This is a genomic window from Flavobacterium tructae, from assembly GCF_002217475.1.
GTDB classification, from domain to species: domain Bacteria; phylum Bacteroidota; class Bacteroidia; order Flavobacteriales; family Flavobacteriaceae; genus Flavobacterium; species Flavobacterium tructae.
On sequence record NZ_MUHH01000017.1, the window covers coordinates 21193 to 40622 of the forward strand.

Genomic DNA, 19430 nt, shown 5'->3' on the forward strand with positions numbered 1-19430 from the left:
CCATTTTATATTTATTCTTTTTTGCTTTGGCGGCTTATTTATTGCACAAAGCACTTTTTTCAGTTTTAGAAATTAATACCCAAAACTTTTATTATAGTACAGCCTTTTTGTATTTGATTTTTTTCACGCTGTCAGCATTTTTATACCTTATATTATTAGTAGTAAAAAAGAAGAATTTTGAAATTGTCGGAATGGCTTTCCTTTTCGGGACCGCCAGCCAAATGTTATTAGCCTATTTAATTTTAAGACCGATTTTGGAAAACAAAAGTGGCGAGGTGATGGTTGAAAAAATCAATTTTTTTATAACATTTATTTTGTTTTTGTTATTTCAGACGCTTTTAACTGTCCGATTATTAAATGAAAAGCATTAAAATGGGGATTATGCAAAAGAAGGTTCAAAAATAATTTTTCATATCCTTTTGAATATTAATAAAAAATGTACCTTTGCACCAAATTTTAGAAACGTAAAAAATAAGATTTTTAACAGATATGGTGATTTCAAACAAACCGCTCAAATTTATTCTTGCAGCTTTAGTAGCTTGTTCTCCAGTAATGAGTTTTGCAAATTCAGAGAATGACTCAACGCATGTACATGCTGAAGCCGCTCATGAAGAAAAAGTAATTTCACATAACGCGCCGTCAGAAGAGGAGCATGCAGCTCTTGACCCAAAAGCAAAAGTGGACGCTTTTATTGATCATCACTTACAAGATTCTCATGATTTTGTTTTCTTCTCAGATGAAAAAGAAAATAAACATTACGGTTTTCCATTACCTGTAATTCTTATTGACGGAGGTTTGAAAATTTTCTCTTCTTCAAAATTACACCACGGTGAAGCAGTTGCTGAAGTTGACGGAAACTTCTACAAATTAGTTCACGGTAAAATTTACAAAACAGATGCTGCGGGAACTATTACTTTTAATGACCATGGACATCCTGAAAACGAAAAACCATTAGATTTTTCGATTACAAAAAATGTAGTGTCAATGCTTTTTGTTTCGGTATTATTATTTTTAATGTTTACCGGATTAGCGAAGTCCTATAAAAAAGGACCAATCCCAACTGGTTTCGGAAGAGTATTAGAACCGCTTATTATTTTCATCAGAGATGAGATCGCCGTTCCAAATATTGGAGAGAAAAAATACAGAAAATTTATGGGTTACCTTTTAACGGTGTTTTTCTTTGTGTGGTTGTTAAACTTATTAGGTATGACTCCACTAGGAATTAACGTTACAGGAAATATTGCAATCACAGTTTGTTTAGCTGTATTTACTTTTATCATTACTCAGTTTAGTGCTAACAAAGATTATTGGGGACACATTTTCTGGATGCCAGGAGTACCAGTTCCGATGAAAATTATTTTAGCTCCAATCGAAGTTTTGGGAACATTAACAAAACCATTTGCATTATTAATTCGTTTGTATGCAAATATTACTGCAGGTCACGTAGTAATTATGAGTTTGATCGCGATGATTTTCGTAGGTAAAAATTTAGCAGCAGATTTACCAATCTCTTTAGGACTAACATTATTTATTTCGGTAATTGAAGTTTTAGTTGCATTTTTGCAAGCGTTCATTTTCACAATGTTATCGTCATTATTTATAGGGATGGCTGTTGCAGATCACGACCATGATCATGGGCACGGACACGAAGACAATGTTATTATTTAATTTAGAAGTTTAATTTTATATATATAAATACTTATGGGAACAATTCCAACTTTAGTAGGTGCAGGTTTAGTAGTAATCGGTGCAGGTTTAGGTTTAGGTAAAATCGGTGGATCTGCTATGGACGCGATTGCTCGTCAACCAGAAGCTGCTGGTAAAATTCAAACTGCGATGATTATTATCGCGGCTTTATTAGAAGGTTTAGCGTTTGCTGCTTTAATCTTAGGAAAATAATAAAGAAAGAACTAACAACATCTTTAACGGTTGGTTAAAGGTGTTGTTACTTTTAAAAAAAGAAATTAAATATTTAATATAGTTATAAAATGGATAAGTTAATTAACGATTTTTCATTCGGTTTATTCTTTTGGCAAGCGCTAATCTTGTTGGTTTTGATTTTACTTTTAGTAAAGTTTGCCTGGAAACCAATTATGGAATCTATTACAGCAAGAGAAGAAGGTATTAAAGATGCATTACTTTCTGCAGAAAATGCAAAGAGAGAAATGGAAAACTTACAAGCTGACAATCAAAGAATTTTGAATGAAGCTCGTGCAGAGCGTGACGCGATGCTAAAAGAAGCTCGTGAAATGAAAGAGAAAATGATTGCTGATTCTAAAAACGAAGCACAAGAAGCGGGTCAAAAAATGATCGAGCAAGCTAAAGCTGCTATCGAAAGTGAAAAGAATGCTGCTATGGCTGAATTGAAATCACAAGTTTCAACTTTATCATTAAGCATCGCTGAAAAATTATTGAAAGAAGAATTATCTAACAAAGAATCTCAAACTAAATTAGTAGAGAAAATGTTGGGTGACGTAAAGCTAAACTAAGATTATGGCAAGTACAAGAGCAGCAATTCGTTATGCAAAAGCAATTCTGGACTTAGCAAACTCTAAAGGTGTTGCCGAAGCTGTCAATAACGATATGAAGTCAATTGCAACGGCAATTGAAAATAATGAAGAATTAAGTGCCTTTATTCAAAACCCAACTACAAAAGTTGAAGTTAAAGAAAGTGCTCTTTTAGAAGTTTTCGCAGATGTAAATGGTGTAACTAAAGGGTTATTTCATTTATTATTTGAAAACAAAAGATTTGAAATTCTGGAAGCTATTGCTTTAGAATACAAAAAAATATTTGACGAAGGTAATGGTGTTGAAGTAGCTAAAGTTACAACAGCAATCCCAATGGATGCCGCTTTAGAAGCTAAAGTTTTGGCAAAAGTGGCAACTTTATCAGATAAAAAAATAACAATTGAAAATACAGTAGACCCATCTATCATTGGAGGGTTTATTTTAAGAATAGGTGATCAACAATACAATGCTTCTGTGGCAAACAGATTGCAGGTATTAAAAAGAGAGTTAAGTAATTAGTTTTATTACACATAAAAGTGTCTAAATTATAAATTAAGATGGCGGAAATCAAACCTGCTGAAATTTCAGCAATATTAAGAAAGCAAGTAGAAGGTTTTGAATCTGGTGCTACGCTAGAGGAAGTAGGAACAGTACTTCAAGTTGGAGACGGTATTGCTCGTATTTACGGGCTATCGAATGTACAATATGGTGAGTTAGTTGAATTTGACAACGGACTTGAAGCTATTGTATTGAACCTTGAAGAAGACAACGTTGGTGTGGTACTTTTAGGACCATCAACTGGAATCAAAGAAGGATCAACAGCAAAAAGAACGCAACGTATTGCTTCTCTTAAAGTAGGTGAGCAAATGGTAGGACGTGTAGTAAACACTCTTGGTTTTCCAATTGATGGAAAAGGACCAATTGGTGGAGACTTATACGAGATGCCTTTAGAAAGAAAAGCACCTGGTGTTATCTTCCGTCAGCCGGTAACGGAGCCATTACAAACTGGAGTAAAAGCAGTTGATGCTATGATCCCGGTTGGTCGTGGACAACGTGAGCTTGTAATTGGTGACCGTCAAACAGGTAAATCAACTGTTTGTATCGATACAATCTTAAATCAAAAAGAATTTTACGATGCAGGAAAACCTGTATTTTGTATATATGTTGCAATTGGGCAAAAAGCTTCAACTGTAGCAGGAATTGCTAAAATGTTAGAAGAAAAAGGTGCAATGGCTTATACAGTTATTGTTGCAGCTAATGCTTCTGATCCGGCTCCAATGCAAGTTTATGCTCCTTTCGCAGGTGCTGCAATCGGAGAATATTTTAGAGATTCAGGTCGTCCGGCTTTAATTGTTTATGACGATTTATCTAAACAAGCTGTTGCTTACCGTGAGGTTTCTCTTTTATTAAGAAGACCACCGGGACGTGAGGCTTATCCTGGAGACGTTTTCTACTTACACTCTCGTTTATTAGAGCGTGCTTGTAAAGTAATTGCTGATGACGGAATTGCTAAAAACATGAACGATTTACCAGATTCTATCAAGTCTATCGTAAAAGGTGGTGGTTCATTAACTGCATTACCAATTATCGAAACTCAGGCTGGTGACGTTTCTGCATATATCCCAACAAACGTAATTTCGATTACAGATGGTCAGATTTTCCTTGATGGAGATTTGTTCAACTCTGGAGTTCGTCCTGCGATCAACGTAGGTATCTCTGTATCTCGTGTTGGAGGTAATGCTCAGATTAAATCAATGAAAAAAGTTTCAGGAACTTTAAAATTAGATCAAGCTCAATTCCGTGAATTAGAAGCTTTCGCTAAATTTGGTTCTGACTTAGATTCAGTTACTTTAAACGTAATTGAAAAAGGAAAAAGAAACGTTGAAATCTTGAAACAAGGTTTAAATGATCCTTATCCTGTTGAAAATCAAGTAGCTATTATTTATGCAGGTTCTAAAAACTTATTAAGAAATGTACCTGTAAATAAAGTAAAAGAATTTGAAGCTGATTTCTTAGCTTACTTAAACAGCAAACATAAAGATACGCTTAACGCGTTAAAAGCTGGTAAGTTAGATGACAACATTACTGATGTTATCGAAAAAGCAGCAAAAGAAATTTCAGCAAAATATAACTAATATTTAGTTTATAGTTTTTAGTTTATTGTTTGTGGTTTGTCCCAACAATAAACTAAAAACAACAAACAATAAACATAAAATTAATGGCAAATTTAAAGGAAATCCGTAATAGAATTACTTCCGTTTCATCGACGATGCAGATTACATCGGCTATGAAAATGGTTTCTGCTGCAAAGCTTAAGAAAGCACAAGATGCAATCACTGCGATGCGCCCTTATGCCGAGAAATTAACGGAGTTGTTGCAAAATCTTTCCGCTACACTTGATGGTGAAGTTGGAGGTGATTACACTACTCAACGTGAAGTAAAAAAAGTATTGCTTGTAGCCATAACTTCGAACAGAGGCTTATGTGGTGCATTCAATTCTAACGTAATTAAAGAGGTTAAGAATCGTACCGAATTTTACGCAGGAAAACAAGTTGACGTTTTTGCTATTGGTAAAAAAGGAAATGATGTTTTAAGCAAAACGCATAAAGTACACGGTCATCATAATGCAATTTTTGATCATTTAACTTTTGAAAATGTTGCCGGAATTGCTGATAACTTAACAGAGAAATTCCTTACTGGAGAGTACGACAGAATCGAATTGATCTACAATCAGTTTAAAAATGCTGCGACTCAAATTGTTCAGACAGAACAGTTTTTACCGTTAGCTCCAATTAAATCTGATGCTGCAGTTTCTACAGGAGATTACATTTTTGAACCTTCAAAAGAAGAAATCGTGTTGACATTGATTCCTAAATCATTGAAAACACAATTATATAAAGGAATCCGCGATTCATTTGCTTCAGAACACGGAGCACGTATGACAGCAATGCACAAAGCAACTGACAACGCAACTGAATTAAGAAACCAGTTGAAATTAACTTACAACAAAGCACGTCAGGCTGCGATTACTAACGAGATCTTAGAAATCGTTGGTGGAGCGGAAGCTTTAAATGGATAAGAAAATTTCAGTATAAGAAAAAGCAAAAGAGCCGGCATATCAATGTCGGCTCCTTTTTTATATATAGGGTTGTTGTTTTTGGAAATGAAGCTTATAAAATGGTGATTCTCAATTTAGTCAAAAAAAGAGAATCAATACCATTTTATAAATCACCAAGTGCTTTGTCTTTTCTGGGAACAAACTAGCTTTATTAATCCCAATGCTCTGTTTTTTTGAGGGTTACATTTCAGCAGAATCAATCCCGTTGCTTTGTCTTTTATAGGAACAAACTAGCTTTATTTGTCCTCATGCTTTGCTTTTTTTAAGGGTTGTATTCTAGCTTTTCTCATTCCCTTTGTTACAAAGTTAAGATAGAACCGGTTTTAGAAATTTATATAATTTTCGAACTTTTTTATACATTTTACAGGTGAAGTTGCGGTTCAATTTTGTGAGGAGCAATGGAAAAAATTGAGTATTTTTGAAATCTATTTTTTTAAACAATGAAACTACAAATACAAGAACTCACTACAGTCGAAGAAATGCTGGAACAAATTGAAACCATGCGATTTCTTTATCCAAATCTTTCAGTAGAAAAGTACACAGCATATCTTTCAGAAATGGTTCCACATAACTACATCCAGATAGGTGTTTTTGAAGAGGGCGTTTGTTTAGGAATTACCGGTTGCTGGTCGGCTACCAAACTATGGACAGGTAAATATCTTGAAATAGACAATTTTGTCGTAAATCCGGACGTTAGATCAAAAGGTATTGGCAAATTACTGACGGATTATATCGAGCAAAAAGCCCTGGATTTAGATTGCAGCAGTATCGTTTTGGATGCTTTTACCGGAAATTTTGCCGCGCATCGTTTCTATTACAATCAGGGGTACGCGCCAAGAGGTTTTCATTTTGTTAAAATTTTGGACGAAGAAAAATTAACTCACTAAAATTCCGGCAAGTTCTTTTATTGAAGCGCAAAATCAATAATAAACCAAAGAATTGGTTATTTTTGTTTTATAAATTTTATTACACACATATATTTTGGGATTATATAAAAATCTATTCAAACAAACGGCTATTTACGGACTAGCGACGGTTTTGCCGCGAATGCTGAGTTTTCTGTTAGTCAGATTGTACACAGGTATTTTACCAACTGCAGAATACGGTGAAGTTTCGATTGTTTTGTCCTGGATGGTTTTCTTTAATGTGGTACTTTCGTATGGAATGGAAACTGCATTTTTTAGGTTTTACAGTGCCGAAGACGATAAGAAAAATGTAATAGCTACTTCCACAATTTCAATATTCTGGTCGTCCATAATTTTCCTTTTTGCAGCCTTAATTTTTAGAAATACATTGGCAACTCTGGCCGAAGTAGACGTACAGTACATCACGTACACCGTATGGATACTGGTTTTAGATGCCTTGGTTTTAATTCCTTTTTCTAAGTTAAGAGCCAATCAGCGGCCAATGGTATATGCGGCTATTAAAATAGGTAATGTTATAATCAATCTATTACTGAATATATTCTTCCTGATATACCTTCCTAAACTGGCAGCATCAAACCCTAATTCTGTTTGGGATAATTTGTATGTCGAAAATTTTCAGATTGCTTATATATTCATTGCAAATCTATTAGCGAGTTTAGCGACTTTTATTGTGCTTTCACCAAACTATCTTTACCTTGGGCGTAAATTTGATCCGGTACTTTGGAAAAAAATGATGAAATACGGTTTGCCTATTTTAGTGGCGGGACTTGCATTTGCGGTTAACGAACATTTTGATAAAATTTTATTGGGTTATCTATTACCTGAGAATCTTGCAAAATCTGAAGTTGGAGCGTATTCCGCTTGTTATAAACTTGGACTGTTCATGGTTTTATTTGCAACGGCATTCAGATTAGGAATCGAACCCTTCTTTTTCAGTCATGCGAAAAACGAAAATGCACCTCAGACCTATGCCGTGATTACAAAATACTTCGTGATTTTAGGATCATTGATTTTATTAGGTGTCATTGTATTTGCAGACGTTTTAAAATATTTATTACTAGATAATAAATCGTATTGGGAGGCCATGAAAGTGGTACCGTTGATCATTTTGGCAAACTTCTTTTTAGGGATTTACAACAACTTATCGGTTTGGTATAAACTGACAGACAAAACACAAATTGGAGCGTATATCTCGATTGCGGGAGCCATCGTGACTTTGATTTTAAACTATGTTTTAATTCCAAAGTACAGTTACTACGGTTCTGCAATTGCGACTATTTCAGCGTACGGAAGTATGATGTTGATTTCGTATATTTTAGGAAACAGATACTATCCAATCCCTTATGATATGAACAAAATTGGAGCTTACTTAGGAATTTCAATCGTATTTTCGGCTATTTCTTTTTATGGATTTAGAGAAAACTATTTCGTTGGAATCCCGTTGTTTTTGGGCTTTGTCTATTTTGTGTATCATAACGAAAAACAAACAATCAAAGGAATGATGAATAAAAAGTAAGGGTACTTTTTAATCTTTTATAATAAAAATGAAAATACAAATTATCAATAAATCACAGCACGCTTTACCGAACTACGAAACGATAGCTTCGGCAGGAATGGATTTGCGTGCCAATTTAACAGAAGCTATTACGTTAAAACCCTTAGAAAGAACCATTGTAAAAACCGGACTTTTTATAGAGTTACCCATTGGTTATGAGGCACAAGTGAGACCAAGAAGCGGACTGGCGGCGAAAAAAGGAGTAACCGTTTTAAACTCTCCAGGAACTGTTGATGCAGATTATAGAGGTGAAATAGGCGTAATTTTAGTAAATTTATCCAACGAAGAATTCGTAATCGAAAACGGAGAGCGAATCGCACAACTTATCATTGCAAAACATGAAAGAGCAGAGTGGATTGAAGTTGAAGAACTTTCTGAAACGTCAAGAGGAGAAGGCGGATTTGGCAGTACAGGAGTAAAATAAAAATTTAATAATTTAAAAATTGAAAAATTAAAAGATTTGCTATTTTTTTAATTTTTCAATTTTTTAATCTTTCAATAAAAAAATGAAGATAATCGTTCCAATGGCGGGTCGTGGATCAAGACTTAGACCACATACTTTAACAGTTCCAAAACCATTAATTCTAGTTGCAGGTAAATCGATCGTGCACCGATTGGTGGAAGACATTGCCAAAATTTTAAAAGAACCTATTGAAGAGGTTGCTTTTATTTTAGGAGACGCGGCTTTTTTTGGAGACGATCTTGTAGCAAGTTTAGAAGAATTGGCTGGAAGTTTAGGAGCTAAAGCTTCCATCTACCGTCAGGATTTACCTTTAGGAACAGGTCACGCGATTATGTGTGCCAAAGAATCTTTATCAGGTCCGGCAGTAATTGCTTACGCAGATACTTTAATCAGAGCCGATTTTGAATTAGATCCTGCTGCGGATGCCGTTATTTGGGTAAAACAAGTAGATCAGCCGGAAGCATTTGGTGTAGTAAAGTTAAACGCCAATAATGAAATTATAGAATTAGTAGAAAAACCAAAAGAATTTGTTAGTGACTTAGCGGTGATTGGAATCTATTATTTTAAAGAAGTAGGTGATTTGAAAAAGGAACTTCAGGGAGTTTTGGATAATAACATTCAAAATGGTGGAGAATATCAAATTAACGACGGTATCAAAGCCATGATGGCAAACGGTAAAGTGTTTAAAACCGGAAGTGTGGATGAATGGATGGATTGCGGAAATAAAGATGTTACCGTTGAAACAAATTCAAGAATGTTAGGGTTTTTACACAATGATGGGGAGCACTTAGTAGATTACGACGTGAAATTGGAAAACTCAACTATCATTCCACCGTGTTATATTGGCGAAAATGTAGTGTTGAAAAACACAACAGTTGGTCCAAATGTATCCATTGGTAAAGGTTGTCACGTTACAGACAGTACAATTAGCAACAGTTTAATACAAACTTATTCTCAAATAAAAAATGCACAGCTTGACAATGCAATGATTGGAAATCATGTGGTTTATGATGGTAAGTTTAGCAGTGTTAGCATTGGAGATTATTCAGTTTTAGAATAGATTATCAGTTGGAATAGATTCGTTTTTGTTTAAAAATAAATTTAAAAAAATGATACAAAAAGGAGTTATCGCAATTTTATTTTTCGTTTTGCTTGGCAATCCCATTTCGGTTATGGCTCAAACAGAGCCGGAAGATATTGCTATGGCAACCGATGAGTATCAGGATGCTTTTTATGAATCGTTGAAACAAAAAGGAATTGAAAATTATGATAAGGCTGTCACTTCATTACAAAAGTGTATCAAACTAAAGCCAAATGATGCGGTAGCTTATTTTGAACTTGGGAAAAATTATCTGTCCTTAAAAGATTATCGAAGTGCACAGGATTCGTTTGAAAAAGCAACTCAGCTTGATCCTAAAAACAAATGGTATTGGTTGGGAATTTATGACGTAAGTTATGAAACCAAAAATTATCCTTTGGCGATTGAAACCATTCAGAAAATAATGGTTTTTGATGAAGAGTACAAAGATGATTTGATTTCGCTGTATATGATTACCAATCAGTTTGACAAAGCGTTGGTGGCGATCAATGAAATGAATGAGAAGTATGGGAAATCAGAAGATCGTGATCGCTATAGATTGCAAATCTTATCTCAGGGGAAATATCAAAATGCAGAAATTGATAATTTGATTGAGCAGATAAAGCAGCATCCAAAAGAAGAATCAAATTATGTAAATCTGATTTTTTTATATTCAAAATCAGAAGAAACAGATAAGGCGCTAAATGTTGCGAAACAATTGGCAAAGGAAATTCCAACTTCAGAATGGGCGCAGGTAAGTTTGTTTAAAGTGTATCTGGACGGGAATCAGGCTGATAAAGCGATTAAGACAATGAATGTAATTTTAGGAAGTTCAAAAATTGATTCCAAAATAAAACATCGTACCTTAAATGAGTTTTTGATCTATACGAACAAAAACCCACAGTATGCTCCGGATTTAGAGAAAGCCATTTCGTATTTTGATAACGATCCTAATGTGGATGTGGCCAAAGAAATTGGAAAATTCTATCACAGTAAAGGTCAGTTTGAAAATGCGATTAAATATTATGAAAAAGATTTAAAAGCCAATTCAGAGACAGACCGTGAAACCAATTTGCTTTTGCTTGAAGCGTATGCTCAGACGAAACAATTTGAGCCAATGACAAAAAGAGCGATGAGCATGATAGAGGTTTATCCAAGTCAGCCGCAGTTCTATTATTATGCCGGTTTAGGAAACAATCAGTTAAAGCAATTTAAAAACGCAAAAACCGTTTTAGAAATAGGACTCGATTATGTGGTAGAGGACAAAACACTGGAGGCAAATTTTAATATTCAAATAGGAGAGACTTACAATGGATTGGGAGATGCAAAGAAAAAAGAGGAATACTTTTTGAAGGCAAATGAATTATTGAAAAAGAGAAAATAGAGGAAAGAAAATAGAGGAAAGAGGGGGATGTGTTTATATGCTAAGATTTTGATTTTTAGTTTTCTACAACCTGAAACAACACTATAAACAATTAAACAGATTTTGATTTGTCCAGATTCAAAATTAAAAAAGGCGGTAAATGAAAAAATATATAGCGATAGCGGTATTGTCCGTTTTTATGATTTCTTGTAAATCAAAGGCGGTTGCAGTGCAGAACAATACCAGCGAAGTAAAAGAAATTACTCCAAAAGAAGAAAAAAAAGTAATAGAGAATCATTATAACAATAAGTTAGATTTTTCAACGCTGTACGTAAAAGCCGGTGCGAGATATGTTGACGATAAACAAAGTCAAAATGTTACGGCTGAGATTAAAATTGAAAAAGACAAACAAATTTTAGTAAGTGTTCGTTTCCTTGGTATTACTATGGCAAAAGCTTTGATTACGCCAACAGCAGTAAGCTACTACGAAAAAATAAACGGTACCTATTACGAAGGCGATTTTACAAGTCTAAGTAAATGGCTGGGAACAGAACTGGATTACAGTAAAGTTCAGAACCTGTTGGTTGGTGAAGCTTTAGATGATTTGAGAAAAGGAAAATATGCCCAAACGATAGTAGATAATCTTTTTCGTTTAGAAGATGAAAAAGATTCTAATTTGAAAAAAACATTCTATTTGGATCCTGAAAAATACCTGCTGCAAAAAGAAGAGATCTCACAGCCATCAGAAAACAGATTCCTGCAGATTTCCTATGCCGACAGTAAGGTTTTCAATCAGGGAATACTTCCAACAAGTATTGAAATCAGTGCAATTCAGCCAAAAGGAAAAACAAATATTAGTTTAAATTACAATACGATTTCGTTTAACGAAGAACTTTCTTTTCCTTACAGTGTGCCAAGTGGTTATAAGAAAGTTATAATTAAGTAAATTTGCAAAAAGAAAATATAAACATGCCAAAATTTCTCCTAAGCCTAATTTTTATATGTGCCACTACTTTTATGTGGGCACAAGATTCGCAACAAGAAAAACTGGAACAGCGTAAAGCGCAGATTCAGCAGGAAATTAGAGATAATGAAAAGATGCTGCAATCGGTAAAGAAAAAAGAAAAATCGGCAGTAAATGTTTATTTAATTCAATCCAATAAAATCAAGCTGAAAGAAAAGCTGATTAATACTACTGCAAAACAGGAAAAACTTTTGAGTAATGATATGTATATCAATCAGGTTAAGGTTAATAAACTTAAAAAAGAGCTGGAAGTATTAAAGGCAGATTATTCAAAAATGATTCTTAAATCATACAAAAGCCGATCTGAGCAAAGCAGAGCCATGTTTATTTTATCTTCAGAGAGCTTTTTGCAAGCCTACAAAAGAGCGCAATATTTGAAACAATATACCAATTTCAGAAAAAATCAGGGATTAGAAATTCAATCTAAAACCGCGGAGCTGGAAGACTATAATGCCAGATTAAATGGTCAGCGTATTGTGAAGAAGAAGATTATTGCTGAAAATGAAAAAGAAAAACAAAGTTTAGAAACGGAAAAGAAAGAGCAGCAAAAACTAGTTAATTCGATTAAAAAGGACAAGAACAAAATTATTGCCGATACGAGAAGCAAACAGCAGGAAGCCAAAAGAATTGACAGACAAATTGATCGTTTGATTCGTGAAGCCATTGCAGAAGCCAACAGAAAAGCTGCCTTGGAAAGAGCAAAAGAAAATCCTGGTTCGACAGCATCTAAAACTCCGGTTTCTTCTTCTAAAATTGCATTGACTCCGGAAGGAAAAATTTTAGCTGCCGACTTTAAAGCCAACAGAGGAAAATTACCATGGCCGGTAGAAAAAGGATTTATTTCATTAGGATATGGTGATCAACCTCACCCTCTTTATCCGTCCTTAACGGTGCATAATTCAGGAGTTGAGATTACAACAGAACAAGGAGCAAGTGCCCGTGCCGTATTTGAAGGTGTAGTATCGAGTGTAATTGTTTTGTCTCCAATCAACAGAGCTGTTATGATTCAGCATGGAGATTATTTTACAGTTTATCAAAATCTTAGTCAGGTTTTTGTGGAGAAAGGTGATAAAGTAAATGTAAAACAAAGCATAGGAAAAGTGAGAACCAGTGGTGACACCGGAAAAACAATCATTAAGTTTTTGATTCTTCAAAATACATCCAATAACAATCCGGAAGGATGGTTGCAAAACAGATAATAGTAGTCAACTGCAGTTTTAAGTTTAACTTTTAAAAAGTTTCCAAAAACCGTGTTATAATAAAGTTGATTCAGAACTTAAATAAAAACCTTTTCACCGGAAATAGACTGGTGAAAAGGTTTTTTTATTTAAAGTTAATCGTATTGTTCAAGTAAATATTTTATAACATCTGTTGTCGTTACAATTCCGGTAAGTTTACCATTGTCGACAACGGGAAGTGCGTGAAATTCCTCCGTAACTAAAATTTGAGCTAAATCCCGAATATTGGTATCTGATGAAACGGTTTTTGGCTTTGAAGTCATGATTTGAGAAATACTGAGCATTTCCAAAATAGCTTCGTCTGCCTCCTCCTGTCCTTCGAACAAAGCACCAAAAGTTAGGCGATTAATATCCGTGCGGCTTATGATACCAATTACTTCTTTGCCTCTAACGATTGGAATATGCCGGATAGTGTGTTGTTTTATAAGTTCAACGATTTTTTTAAGGTCGTCATTTTCACTTGCAGTAATGACGCTTTTAGTCATAATATGACTGATAGGTTCTCTCTTTTTCATAATAGGAAGTGTTGTATTATCTCCATTAAAATTGTGAAATAATTCACATAAAACAAATGACCTTTATCATGTTTTACAACTTCTCAAAATGTTGAAACAAGTAGAGGATTGGATGAATTTTCTTTAGTAGGAGAGCTATTTTTGAAAGAAATTGAACGAGAATATAAAAATCATCCTATTGTTCATTTGAAATTGCACCGATTGAAATTTAAAAATAGTATTTTTGCAGTATGGAAACAAACAGACAGAAAAAAATAGGCGGTGTCATCCAAAAAGATTTGGTTGATATTTTGCAAGGTGAAGTGCGAAAAAACGGAATTACTAATTTAGTAATTTCAGTATCCAAAGTTAGTGTTACTACAGATTTATCGGTAGCGACAGTTTATTTAAGCATCTTTCCTCAGGATAAAGCCCAAGAAACTTTAGAAGGCATAAAGTCAAATACAACTTTAATCAAACACGATTTGTCACAACGTGTGCGTTTGCAATTGCGTCGTGTACCTAACCTGGTGTTTTTTATTGATGACTCTTTAGATTATATCGAAAAGATTGATAATGCGTTATCTAACAGAGAAAACCCAATTGAAAACCGTGATCTTTTAGAAAAAAGAAGAAAATCATAAATTGAATTTCCCCCTTTACATAGCCAAACGTTATATTTTTAGCAGAAGTAAAAACAATGCTATCAATATCATCAATCGTATTGCCAGCATGGGAATTATTGTTGGAACGATGGCTTTGTTTGTGGTTTTGTCCGTTTTTAGCGGACTAAAGGTTTTCAGTCTTTCGTTCACCAACGAAATAGATCCTGATCTGAAAATAAGAAGCACTTACGGAAAATCGTTTTTTGTAACGCCGGATCAGGAAACTCAGCTTAAAAACATTGAAGGAATTGCTTCCTACAGTAAGATTATCGAAGAACGGGTTTTGTTTTTGTTTAAAGACAAACAGCTGGTAACCTACTTAAAAGGCGTTGACAAAAACTATATTGTTGTTAACGATATCAGGAAAAAACTTTTTAACGGAGAATGGCTAAAACCGGATACTTATCAGGTGGTTATTGGTTATGGAATTGCTCGTGATTTTTCGTTAGGAATTCTTGATTTCGAAAATCCTTTGCAAATATTTGCACCCAAACCAGGAAAAGGAGCGATCGAAAATCCGGAAGAAGCATTCAATAAAACAGATGTTTTACCAGTTGCAATTTACTCCATCAGTGAAGATTTAGATTCAAAATATGTTTTTGCTGATTTGGGTCTGACGCAGGAATTACTGATGTATAAAACAAACCAGATTTCCGGAATAGAATTCAATCTGAAAGAAAACGCCAATGAAACTGAGATCAGATCTCAGCTGGAAAAATTATTCAAAAATAAAATCACCATAAAAAACAGAGCACAACTTAACGAATCTTTGTATAAGATGCTCAATACCGAAAACATTGTAGTGTACCTGATCTTTACACTGGTAATTATTGTGGCTCTTTTTAATTTAGTGGGTGCTTTAATTATGATGATTTTAGAGAAGAAGCACAATCTGAAAACGCTTTTTAACCTGGGAACAGAAATCACCAGTTTACGCAAAATATTCCTTCTTCAGGGAACTTTGTTAAGTGTTTTTGGAGGTATAATTGGTCTTGTTCTGGGAATCATTTTAGTATTGCTTCAACAAGAATACAATTTGATTATGCTGACACCCACTTTGGCCTATCCGGTCGTTTTTACTTTAGAAAATGTACTCATCGTGATGGCAACCATTGTATCACTTGGTTTTGTTGCTTCTTTAATTGCCAGCAGCCGTGTGAGTAAAAAGCTTCTTGATTAGTATTTCTACCAGAAAAATATTACCTATATTTACCGTCTTAAAAATCTACAGCATATGATAGTTTCTGCTTAGTCCTATTTTATTTTTAGAATAATTAGGATACTTACGTTTGTTTTTTGAGTTCAGATCGTTGCATTTGGACAAATTTTATCATTTATCTTAATTTATTATGACAGAAACTACCATACAGAAAAATCTATTTTCTAAAATTTACACGACTTTAAAACAGGCTCTCCAGGGAGATGAGTCTTTTGATTATACCGCAGGAAGCATTAAAAAAGCAGTCATTCTCTTAGCCATTCCGATGGTTTTGGAAATGATGATGGAATCTGTTTTTGCTCTTGTCGATTTGTATTTTGTCGGGCATTTGGAGCACAGCAGTTTTGCAATCCAGACGGTTGGATTAACCGAATCGGTTTTAACCATTATATATTCTATTGACATCGGGTTAAGTATGGCAGCAACTGCAGTCGTAGCAAGGCGTATTGGAGAAAAAGATCCTGTCGCTGCTGCAAAAGCAGGAATGCAGGCCATTGTTATTGCATTTGTGTTAAGTATTTTTTTAAGCATTTTTGGAATTATCTATGCCAAAGATATTCTCCTTTTAATGGGAGCATCTGCAGACGCGGCCGAACATGGTTTTAGATATACCCAGATTATGATTGGTTCGAGTTTAAGTATTACGCTTTTATTCCTGATTAATGGAATCTTCCGTGGTGCCGGAAATGCTGCAATCGCCATGAAAAGTCTTTGGATTGCCAATATTTGTAATATTATTTTATGCCCGATACTAATTAATGGTTTTGCCGAAATTCCTGCGCTTGGTTTACTTGGTGCTGCGATCGCCACAACTACCGGAAGAAGTATTGGTGTCCTGTATCAAATTTATCATTTGTTCTACGGAAATGGAGTTTTGAAAATTAAAATGTCCTACCTCTTACCGGATTTTAAACAGATAAATGCTTTAGTAAAAATTGCAGCACCAGGCGTATTACAGTTTGTGATCGCTTCCTGCAGTTGGATTTTTCTGGCACAGCTGGTGGCAACAACAGGAGGAGATCACGGATCGGCAGGTTATCAGACCGCTCTTAGAATAATGATGTTTTTTATTCTTCCGGCCTGGGGATTGAGTAATGCCGCTGCGACTTTGGTAGGACAAAATTTAGGAGCCAAACAAATTGAGCGCGCGGAGAAATCTGTTTATACTACAGCAAAATACAATGTCATCTTCATGGCGACTATTATGATCATTACCTTGTGTTTTGGAGAATATATCATCTCATTTTTCACCAATGATGAAATGGTAAAAACCATTGCTGTTGAAGCGTTACAGATTATGAGTATCGGATTTATTTTTTACGGAATCGGGATGGTTTTGATCAACACGTTTAATGGAGCAGGAGACACCTGGACACCAACAGGAATTAATTTCTTTGGATTTTGGCTGTTTCAGATTCCGTTGGCATTTGTGCTGGCAAAACATTTTAATATGGGACCAAAAGGTGTTTTCATTGCCATTCCGGTTGCTGAAACGGCTATTACTTTAGCAGGGATTTTCTTTTATAAAAAAGGAAAATGGAAACGTGTTCAGGTGTAATTCTTAAGAGTAATATTTTTTTAATATTAGAAAAACCTTCAAAATAGAAGGTTTTTCTTGTTTAGTATAAATAGTGGCAAACTATAAAAACGTAGATAAAATGGTACTTTTGAATCTTAAAGCAATCAAAATATTTAAATTTAAAATAATGAAAAATCAATTTAAAAAAATCAAGATTACAATTGGAGTGGGTTTGTTCGCTTTTACCATGCATTCACAGCAGATAGGAAATGGATTGTCTAATATCATCAGTGATTTTACAGTGCCTGTTTTTTCAGGAACATATAATGGTTTTAATGCAATTGGTTCAATATCTGAAAATGAATGGCAGCATTTGTTTGTGGTGAGACACCCGAATCCTAACAATAATTATCAATTACAAATAGCTTCAACAATAGCGGAAAATGATAGATTATATTTTAGAAAATTAGCTTCTGGTGTTGCAACTGCAATCAATCCAAAGTGGCATGAATTAGCGACCAGAGGGAAAAATAATTTTATTGGAGATCAAATTATTACAGGCAATGTAGGTATAGGAGTTGCTAATCCAAGTGAAAAACTTGAAATTTACAATTCAGATACTAGGCCGGCAGTAATTTCTTTGAAAAGCAGCAGAGGTGATTCACAATTCGTTGATGTTGGGAGAATAATGGTTAAACAAGAAGATGTAGAAATTGCAAGAATTGGAATGCCTAGATCCGGCGAGCATTTTAGTGGATATTTAACTTTTTGGACAAAAGCAGATAATAATGGCAATTTAACTGAAAAAGTTAGAATTGCTGAAAATGGAAATGTTGGTATAGGAACCCAGAAACCAACTGCAAAATTAACTGTAGCAGGTGATATTAATTCAAGAGAAGTTAGAGTTAGTGTAGATGCCGGTGCTGATTTTGTTTTTGAGAAAGATTATAATTTACCATCGTTAGAATTTGTGGATAATTATATCAAAGAAAACAAACATTTACCTCAGATTGCTTCGGCTACAGAAATGCAAAATAATGGTATTAATTTGTCAGAGATGAATATAAAACTTTTACAAAAAATTGAAGAGTTAACTCTTTATACGATTGAACAGAATAAAAAGATTAATGAACTTCAAAAAGAAAACAGAAGGTTCTCTGATATTGAAAAAAGACTGGCACAGTTAGAAAAAGTAAAGAAATAAAAAAAAGTAATAATCTTTGTCGAAGTTTTAAACTTTGACAAAGATTAATTTAAATATTTAAACAAATTCATATCCGGCATAAACCTGTTCGATTTCTTTCATAACAGCGAAAAGATTTTCAGGTTCGTCGGTAGTAACCAGTTTTTGTTTGTATTCTTTAAAAGAGTGAATTCCTTTGAAATAATTGGTGTAATGACGACGCATTTCAACAATTCCCAAGCGTTCGCCTTTCCAATCCATAGACCATTGCAAATGATTTCTGGCGGCTTCAACACGATCAATTACGGTAGGAGCAGGTAAATGCTCGCCGGTATTAAAATAGTGCTTGATTTCGTTAAAAATCCACGGATAACCAATCGCAGCACGACCAATCATGATCCCGTCGATACCGTATTCATTTTTATATTTTAGTGCTTTTTCAGGGCTGTCGATATCGCCATTTCCAAAAATAGGCATGGTGATTCTCGGGTTGTTTTTTACACGTGCAATGTGCGACCAATCCGAATGACCTTTATACATTTGTGCACGGGTTCTGGCGTGAATTGTCAAGGCCTGAACGCCAATATCCTGAAGCCTTTCGGCTACTTCATCAATATTAATAGAGCTGTCATCCCAGCCCAAACGTGTTTTTACCGTTACAGGTAAATCGGTACTTCTGATCACCGCTTTGGTTAAACGTACCATCAGATCGACATCTTTCAAAACTCCTGCTCCGGCACCTTTGCAAACCACTTTTTTTACCGGACATCCAAAGTTAATATCCACCAAATCCGGTTTTACGGCAGAAACAATTTTAGACGAAAGTGCCATTGCTTCTTCATCACCACCAAAAATCTGGATTCCAACAGGACGTTCGTAATCAAAAATATCCAGCTTCATTCGACTTTTGATAGCATCACGAATTAATCCTTCCGACGAAATAAATTCAGAATACATTAAGTCAGCGCCATGTGTTTTGCACAATCTGCGAAACGGTGGATCGCTCACATCTTCCATCGGTGCGAGTAATAAAGGAAATTCGGGTAATTCTATGTTGCCAATCTTGACCATCTTCAA

General features: G+C 34.6%; 19 protein-coding genes. 17 read left to right on the forward strand and 2 right to left on the reverse strand.

Annotated features, from left to right (window positions below; translation table 11 throughout):
* The first annotated feature begins 489 nt into the window (after nt 1-489).
* The 13 genes from atpB (at nt 490) to B0A80_RS05055 (ending at nt 13234) form a co-directional block, all read left to right on the forward strand.
* Nucleotides 490-1668, forward strand: coding sequence for a F0F1 ATP synthase subunit A (gene atpB, locus B0A80_RS04995; RefSeq protein WP_017496869.1), 1179 nt, complete (start codon nt 490-492; stop codon nt 1666-1668).
* 33 nt (nt 1669-1701) lie between these two features.
* The gene (gene atpE / locus B0A80_RS05000) at nt 1702-1899 is read left to right on the forward strand and encodes an ATP synthase F0 subunit C (protein WP_008465835.1); all 198 of its coding nucleotides are present in this window, start codon (nt 1702-1704) and stop codon (nt 1897-1899) included.
* Nucleotides 1900-1988: 89 nt separating this feature from the next.
* The gene (locus B0A80_RS05005) at nt 1989-2489 is read left to right on the forward strand and encodes a F0F1 ATP synthase subunit B (RefSeq protein WP_017496870.1); all 501 of its coding nucleotides are present in this window, start codon (nt 1989-1991) and stop codon (nt 2487-2489) included.
* A 4-nt stretch (nt 2490-2493) separates the two neighbouring features.
* Nucleotides 2494-3027, forward strand: a complete 534-nt coding sequence (gene atpH, locus B0A80_RS05010; RefSeq protein WP_089076631.1) for an ATP synthase F1 subunit delta — start codon at nt 2494-2496, stop codon at nt 3025-3027.
* Between the two features lie 38 nt (nt 3028-3065).
* Nucleotides 3066-4643, forward strand: coding sequence for a F0F1 ATP synthase subunit alpha (gene atpA, locus B0A80_RS05015; RefSeq protein ID WP_017496872.1), 1578 nt, complete (start codon nt 3066-3068; stop codon nt 4641-4643).
* 83 nt (nt 4644-4726) lie between these two features.
* A complete protein-coding gene (gene atpG, locus B0A80_RS05020; protein WP_017496873.1) occupies nt 4727-5587 on the forward strand; it encodes an ATP synthase F1 subunit gamma in 861 nt (286 codons plus the stop codon).
* Between the two features lie 479 nt (nt 5588-6066).
* Nucleotides 6067-6513 (forward strand): GNAT family N-acetyltransferase, encoded by a 447-nt coding sequence (locus B0A80_RS05025; RefSeq protein ID WP_089076632.1) that lies wholly within the window; start codon nt 6067-6069, stop codon nt 6511-6513.
* 94 nt (nt 6514-6607) lie between these two features.
* Nucleotides 6608-8068: a lipopolysaccharide biosynthesis protein gene (locus B0A80_RS05030; protein ID WP_089076633.1), complete on the forward strand. Its 1461-nt coding sequence runs from the start codon at nt 6608-6610 to the stop codon at nt 8066-8068.
* Between the two features lie 28 nt (nt 8069-8096).
* Complete coding sequence (dut, locus tag B0A80_RS05035) at nt 8097-8531, forward strand: dUTP diphosphatase (RefSeq protein ID WP_017496876.1); 435 nt, start codon at nt 8097-8099, stop codon at nt 8529-8531.
* A gap of 82 nt (nt 8532-8613) precedes the next feature.
* Nucleotides 8614-9630, forward strand: a complete 1017-nt coding sequence (locus B0A80_RS05040; RefSeq protein WP_089076634.1) for a sugar phosphate nucleotidyltransferase — start codon at nt 8614-8616, stop codon at nt 9628-9630.
* Between the two features lie 49 nt (nt 9631-9679).
* Nucleotides 9680-11032 (forward strand): tetratricopeptide repeat protein, encoded by a 1353-nt coding sequence (locus B0A80_RS05045; protein ID WP_089076635.1) that lies wholly within the window; start codon nt 9680-9682, stop codon nt 11030-11032.
* Between the two features lie 139 nt (nt 11033-11171).
* Nucleotides 11172-11957, forward strand: a complete 786-nt coding sequence (locus B0A80_RS05050) for a DUF4292 domain-containing protein (protein WP_089076636.1) — start codon at nt 11172-11174, stop codon at nt 11955-11957.
* A 23-nt stretch (nt 11958-11980) separates the two neighbouring features.
* On the forward strand, nt 11981-13234 hold the full coding sequence (locus tag B0A80_RS05055; RefSeq protein ID WP_026110032.1) for a murein hydrolase activator EnvC family protein: 1254 nt from the start codon (nt 11981-11983) through the stop codon (nt 13232-13234).
* Nucleotides 13235-13368: 134 nt separating this feature from the next.
* On the opposite strand, the gene B0A80_RS05060 is transcribed toward B0A80_RS05055, so the two are convergent.
* Complete coding sequence (locus B0A80_RS05060) at nt 13369-13788, reverse strand: CBS domain-containing protein (protein ID WP_089076637.1); 420 nt, start codon at nt 13786-13788, stop codon at nt 13369-13371.
* A gap of 230 nt (nt 13789-14018) precedes the next feature.
* On the opposite strand from B0A80_RS05060, the gene rbfA reads away from it, so the two are divergent.
* From rbfA to B0A80_RS05080, 4 genes are all read left to right on the forward strand, one after another.
* A complete protein-coding gene (gene rbfA / locus B0A80_RS05065) occupies nt 14019-14411 on the forward strand; it encodes a 30S ribosome-binding factor RbfA (RefSeq protein WP_017496883.1) in 393 nt (130 codons plus the stop codon).
* A gap of 1 nt (nt 14412) precedes the next feature.
* Complete coding sequence (locus B0A80_RS05070; protein ID WP_089076638.1) at nt 14413-15612, forward strand: ABC transporter permease; 1200 nt, start codon at nt 14413-14415, stop codon at nt 15610-15612.
* Nucleotides 15613-15781: 169 nt separating this feature from the next.
* Nucleotides 15782-17209, forward strand: a complete 1428-nt coding sequence (locus tag B0A80_RS05075; RefSeq protein WP_070906198.1) for an MATE family efflux transporter — start codon at nt 15782-15784, stop codon at nt 17207-17209.
* A gap of 73 nt (nt 17210-17282) precedes the next feature.
* Nucleotides 17283-18374, forward strand: coding sequence for a hypothetical protein (locus tag B0A80_RS05080; protein ID WP_089076639.1), 1092 nt, complete (start codon nt 17283-17285; stop codon nt 18372-18374).
* A 57-nt stretch (nt 18375-18431) separates the two neighbouring features.
* Here the strand turns inward: B0A80_RS05080 and dusB are convergent, their stop codons facing one another.
* Entirely contained in the window at nt 18432-19424 is a 993-nt protein-coding gene (gene dusB / locus B0A80_RS05085; RefSeq protein WP_089076640.1) for a tRNA dihydrouridine synthase DusB, read from the reverse strand.
* Between the last annotated feature and the right edge of the window lie 6 nt (nt 19425-19430).

Excerpts from the sequence above, each read along its gene's own strand:
- atpB (WP_017496869.1), top strand. The coding sequence starts at position 490 with ATGGTGATTTCAAACAAACCGCTCAAATTTATTCTTGCAGCTTTAGTA.
- atpE (WP_008465835.1), top strand. The coding sequence starts at position 1,702 with ATGGGAACAATTCCAACTTTAGTAGGTGCAGGTTTAGTAGTAATCGGT.
- B0A80_RS05005 (WP_017496870.1), top strand. The coding sequence starts at position 1,989 with ATGGATAAGTTAATTAACGATTTTTCATTCGGTTTATTCTTTTGGCAA.
- atpH (WP_089076631.1), top strand. The coding sequence starts at position 2,494 with ATGGCAAGTACAAGAGCAGCAATTCGTTATGCAAAAGCAATTCTGGAC.
- atpA (WP_017496872.1), top strand. The coding sequence starts at position 3,066 with ATGGCGGAAATCAAACCTGCTGAAATTTCAGCAATATTAAGAAAGCAA.
- atpG (WP_017496873.1), top strand. The coding sequence starts at position 4,727 with ATGGCAAATTTAAAGGAAATCCGTAATAGAATTACTTCCGTTTCATCG.
- B0A80_RS05025 (WP_089076632.1), top strand. The coding sequence starts at position 6,067 with ATGAAACTACAAATACAAGAACTCACTACAGTCGAAGAAATGCTGGAA.
- dut (WP_017496876.1), top strand. The coding sequence starts at position 8,097 with ATGAAAATACAAATTATCAATAAATCACAGCACGCTTTACCGAACTAC.
- B0A80_RS05040 (WP_089076634.1), top strand. The coding sequence starts at position 8,614 with ATGAAGATAATCGTTCCAATGGCGGGTCGTGGATCAAGACTTAGACCA.
- B0A80_RS05045 (WP_089076635.1), top strand. The coding sequence starts at position 9,680 with ATGATACAAAAAGGAGTTATCGCAATTTTATTTTTCGTTTTGCTTGGC.
- B0A80_RS05050 (WP_089076636.1), top strand. The coding sequence starts at position 11,172 with ATGAAAAAATATATAGCGATAGCGGTATTGTCCGTTTTTATGATTTCT.
- B0A80_RS05055 (WP_026110032.1), top strand. The coding sequence starts at position 11,981 with ATGCCAAAATTTCTCCTAAGCCTAATTTTTATATGTGCCACTACTTTT.
- B0A80_RS05060 (WP_089076637.1), bottom strand. The coding sequence starts at position 13,788 with ATGAAAAAGAGAGAACCTATCAGTCATATTATGACTAAAAGCGTCATT.
- rbfA (WP_017496883.1), top strand. The coding sequence starts at position 14,019 with ATGGAAACAAACAGACAGAAAAAAATAGGCGGTGTCATCCAAAAAGAT.
- B0A80_RS05075 (WP_070906198.1), top strand. The coding sequence starts at position 15,782 with ATGACAGAAACTACCATACAGAAAAATCTATTTTCTAAAATTTACACG.
- dusB (WP_089076640.1), bottom strand. The coding sequence starts at position 19,424 with ATGGTCAAGATTGGCAACATAGAATTACCCGAATTTCCTTTATTACTC.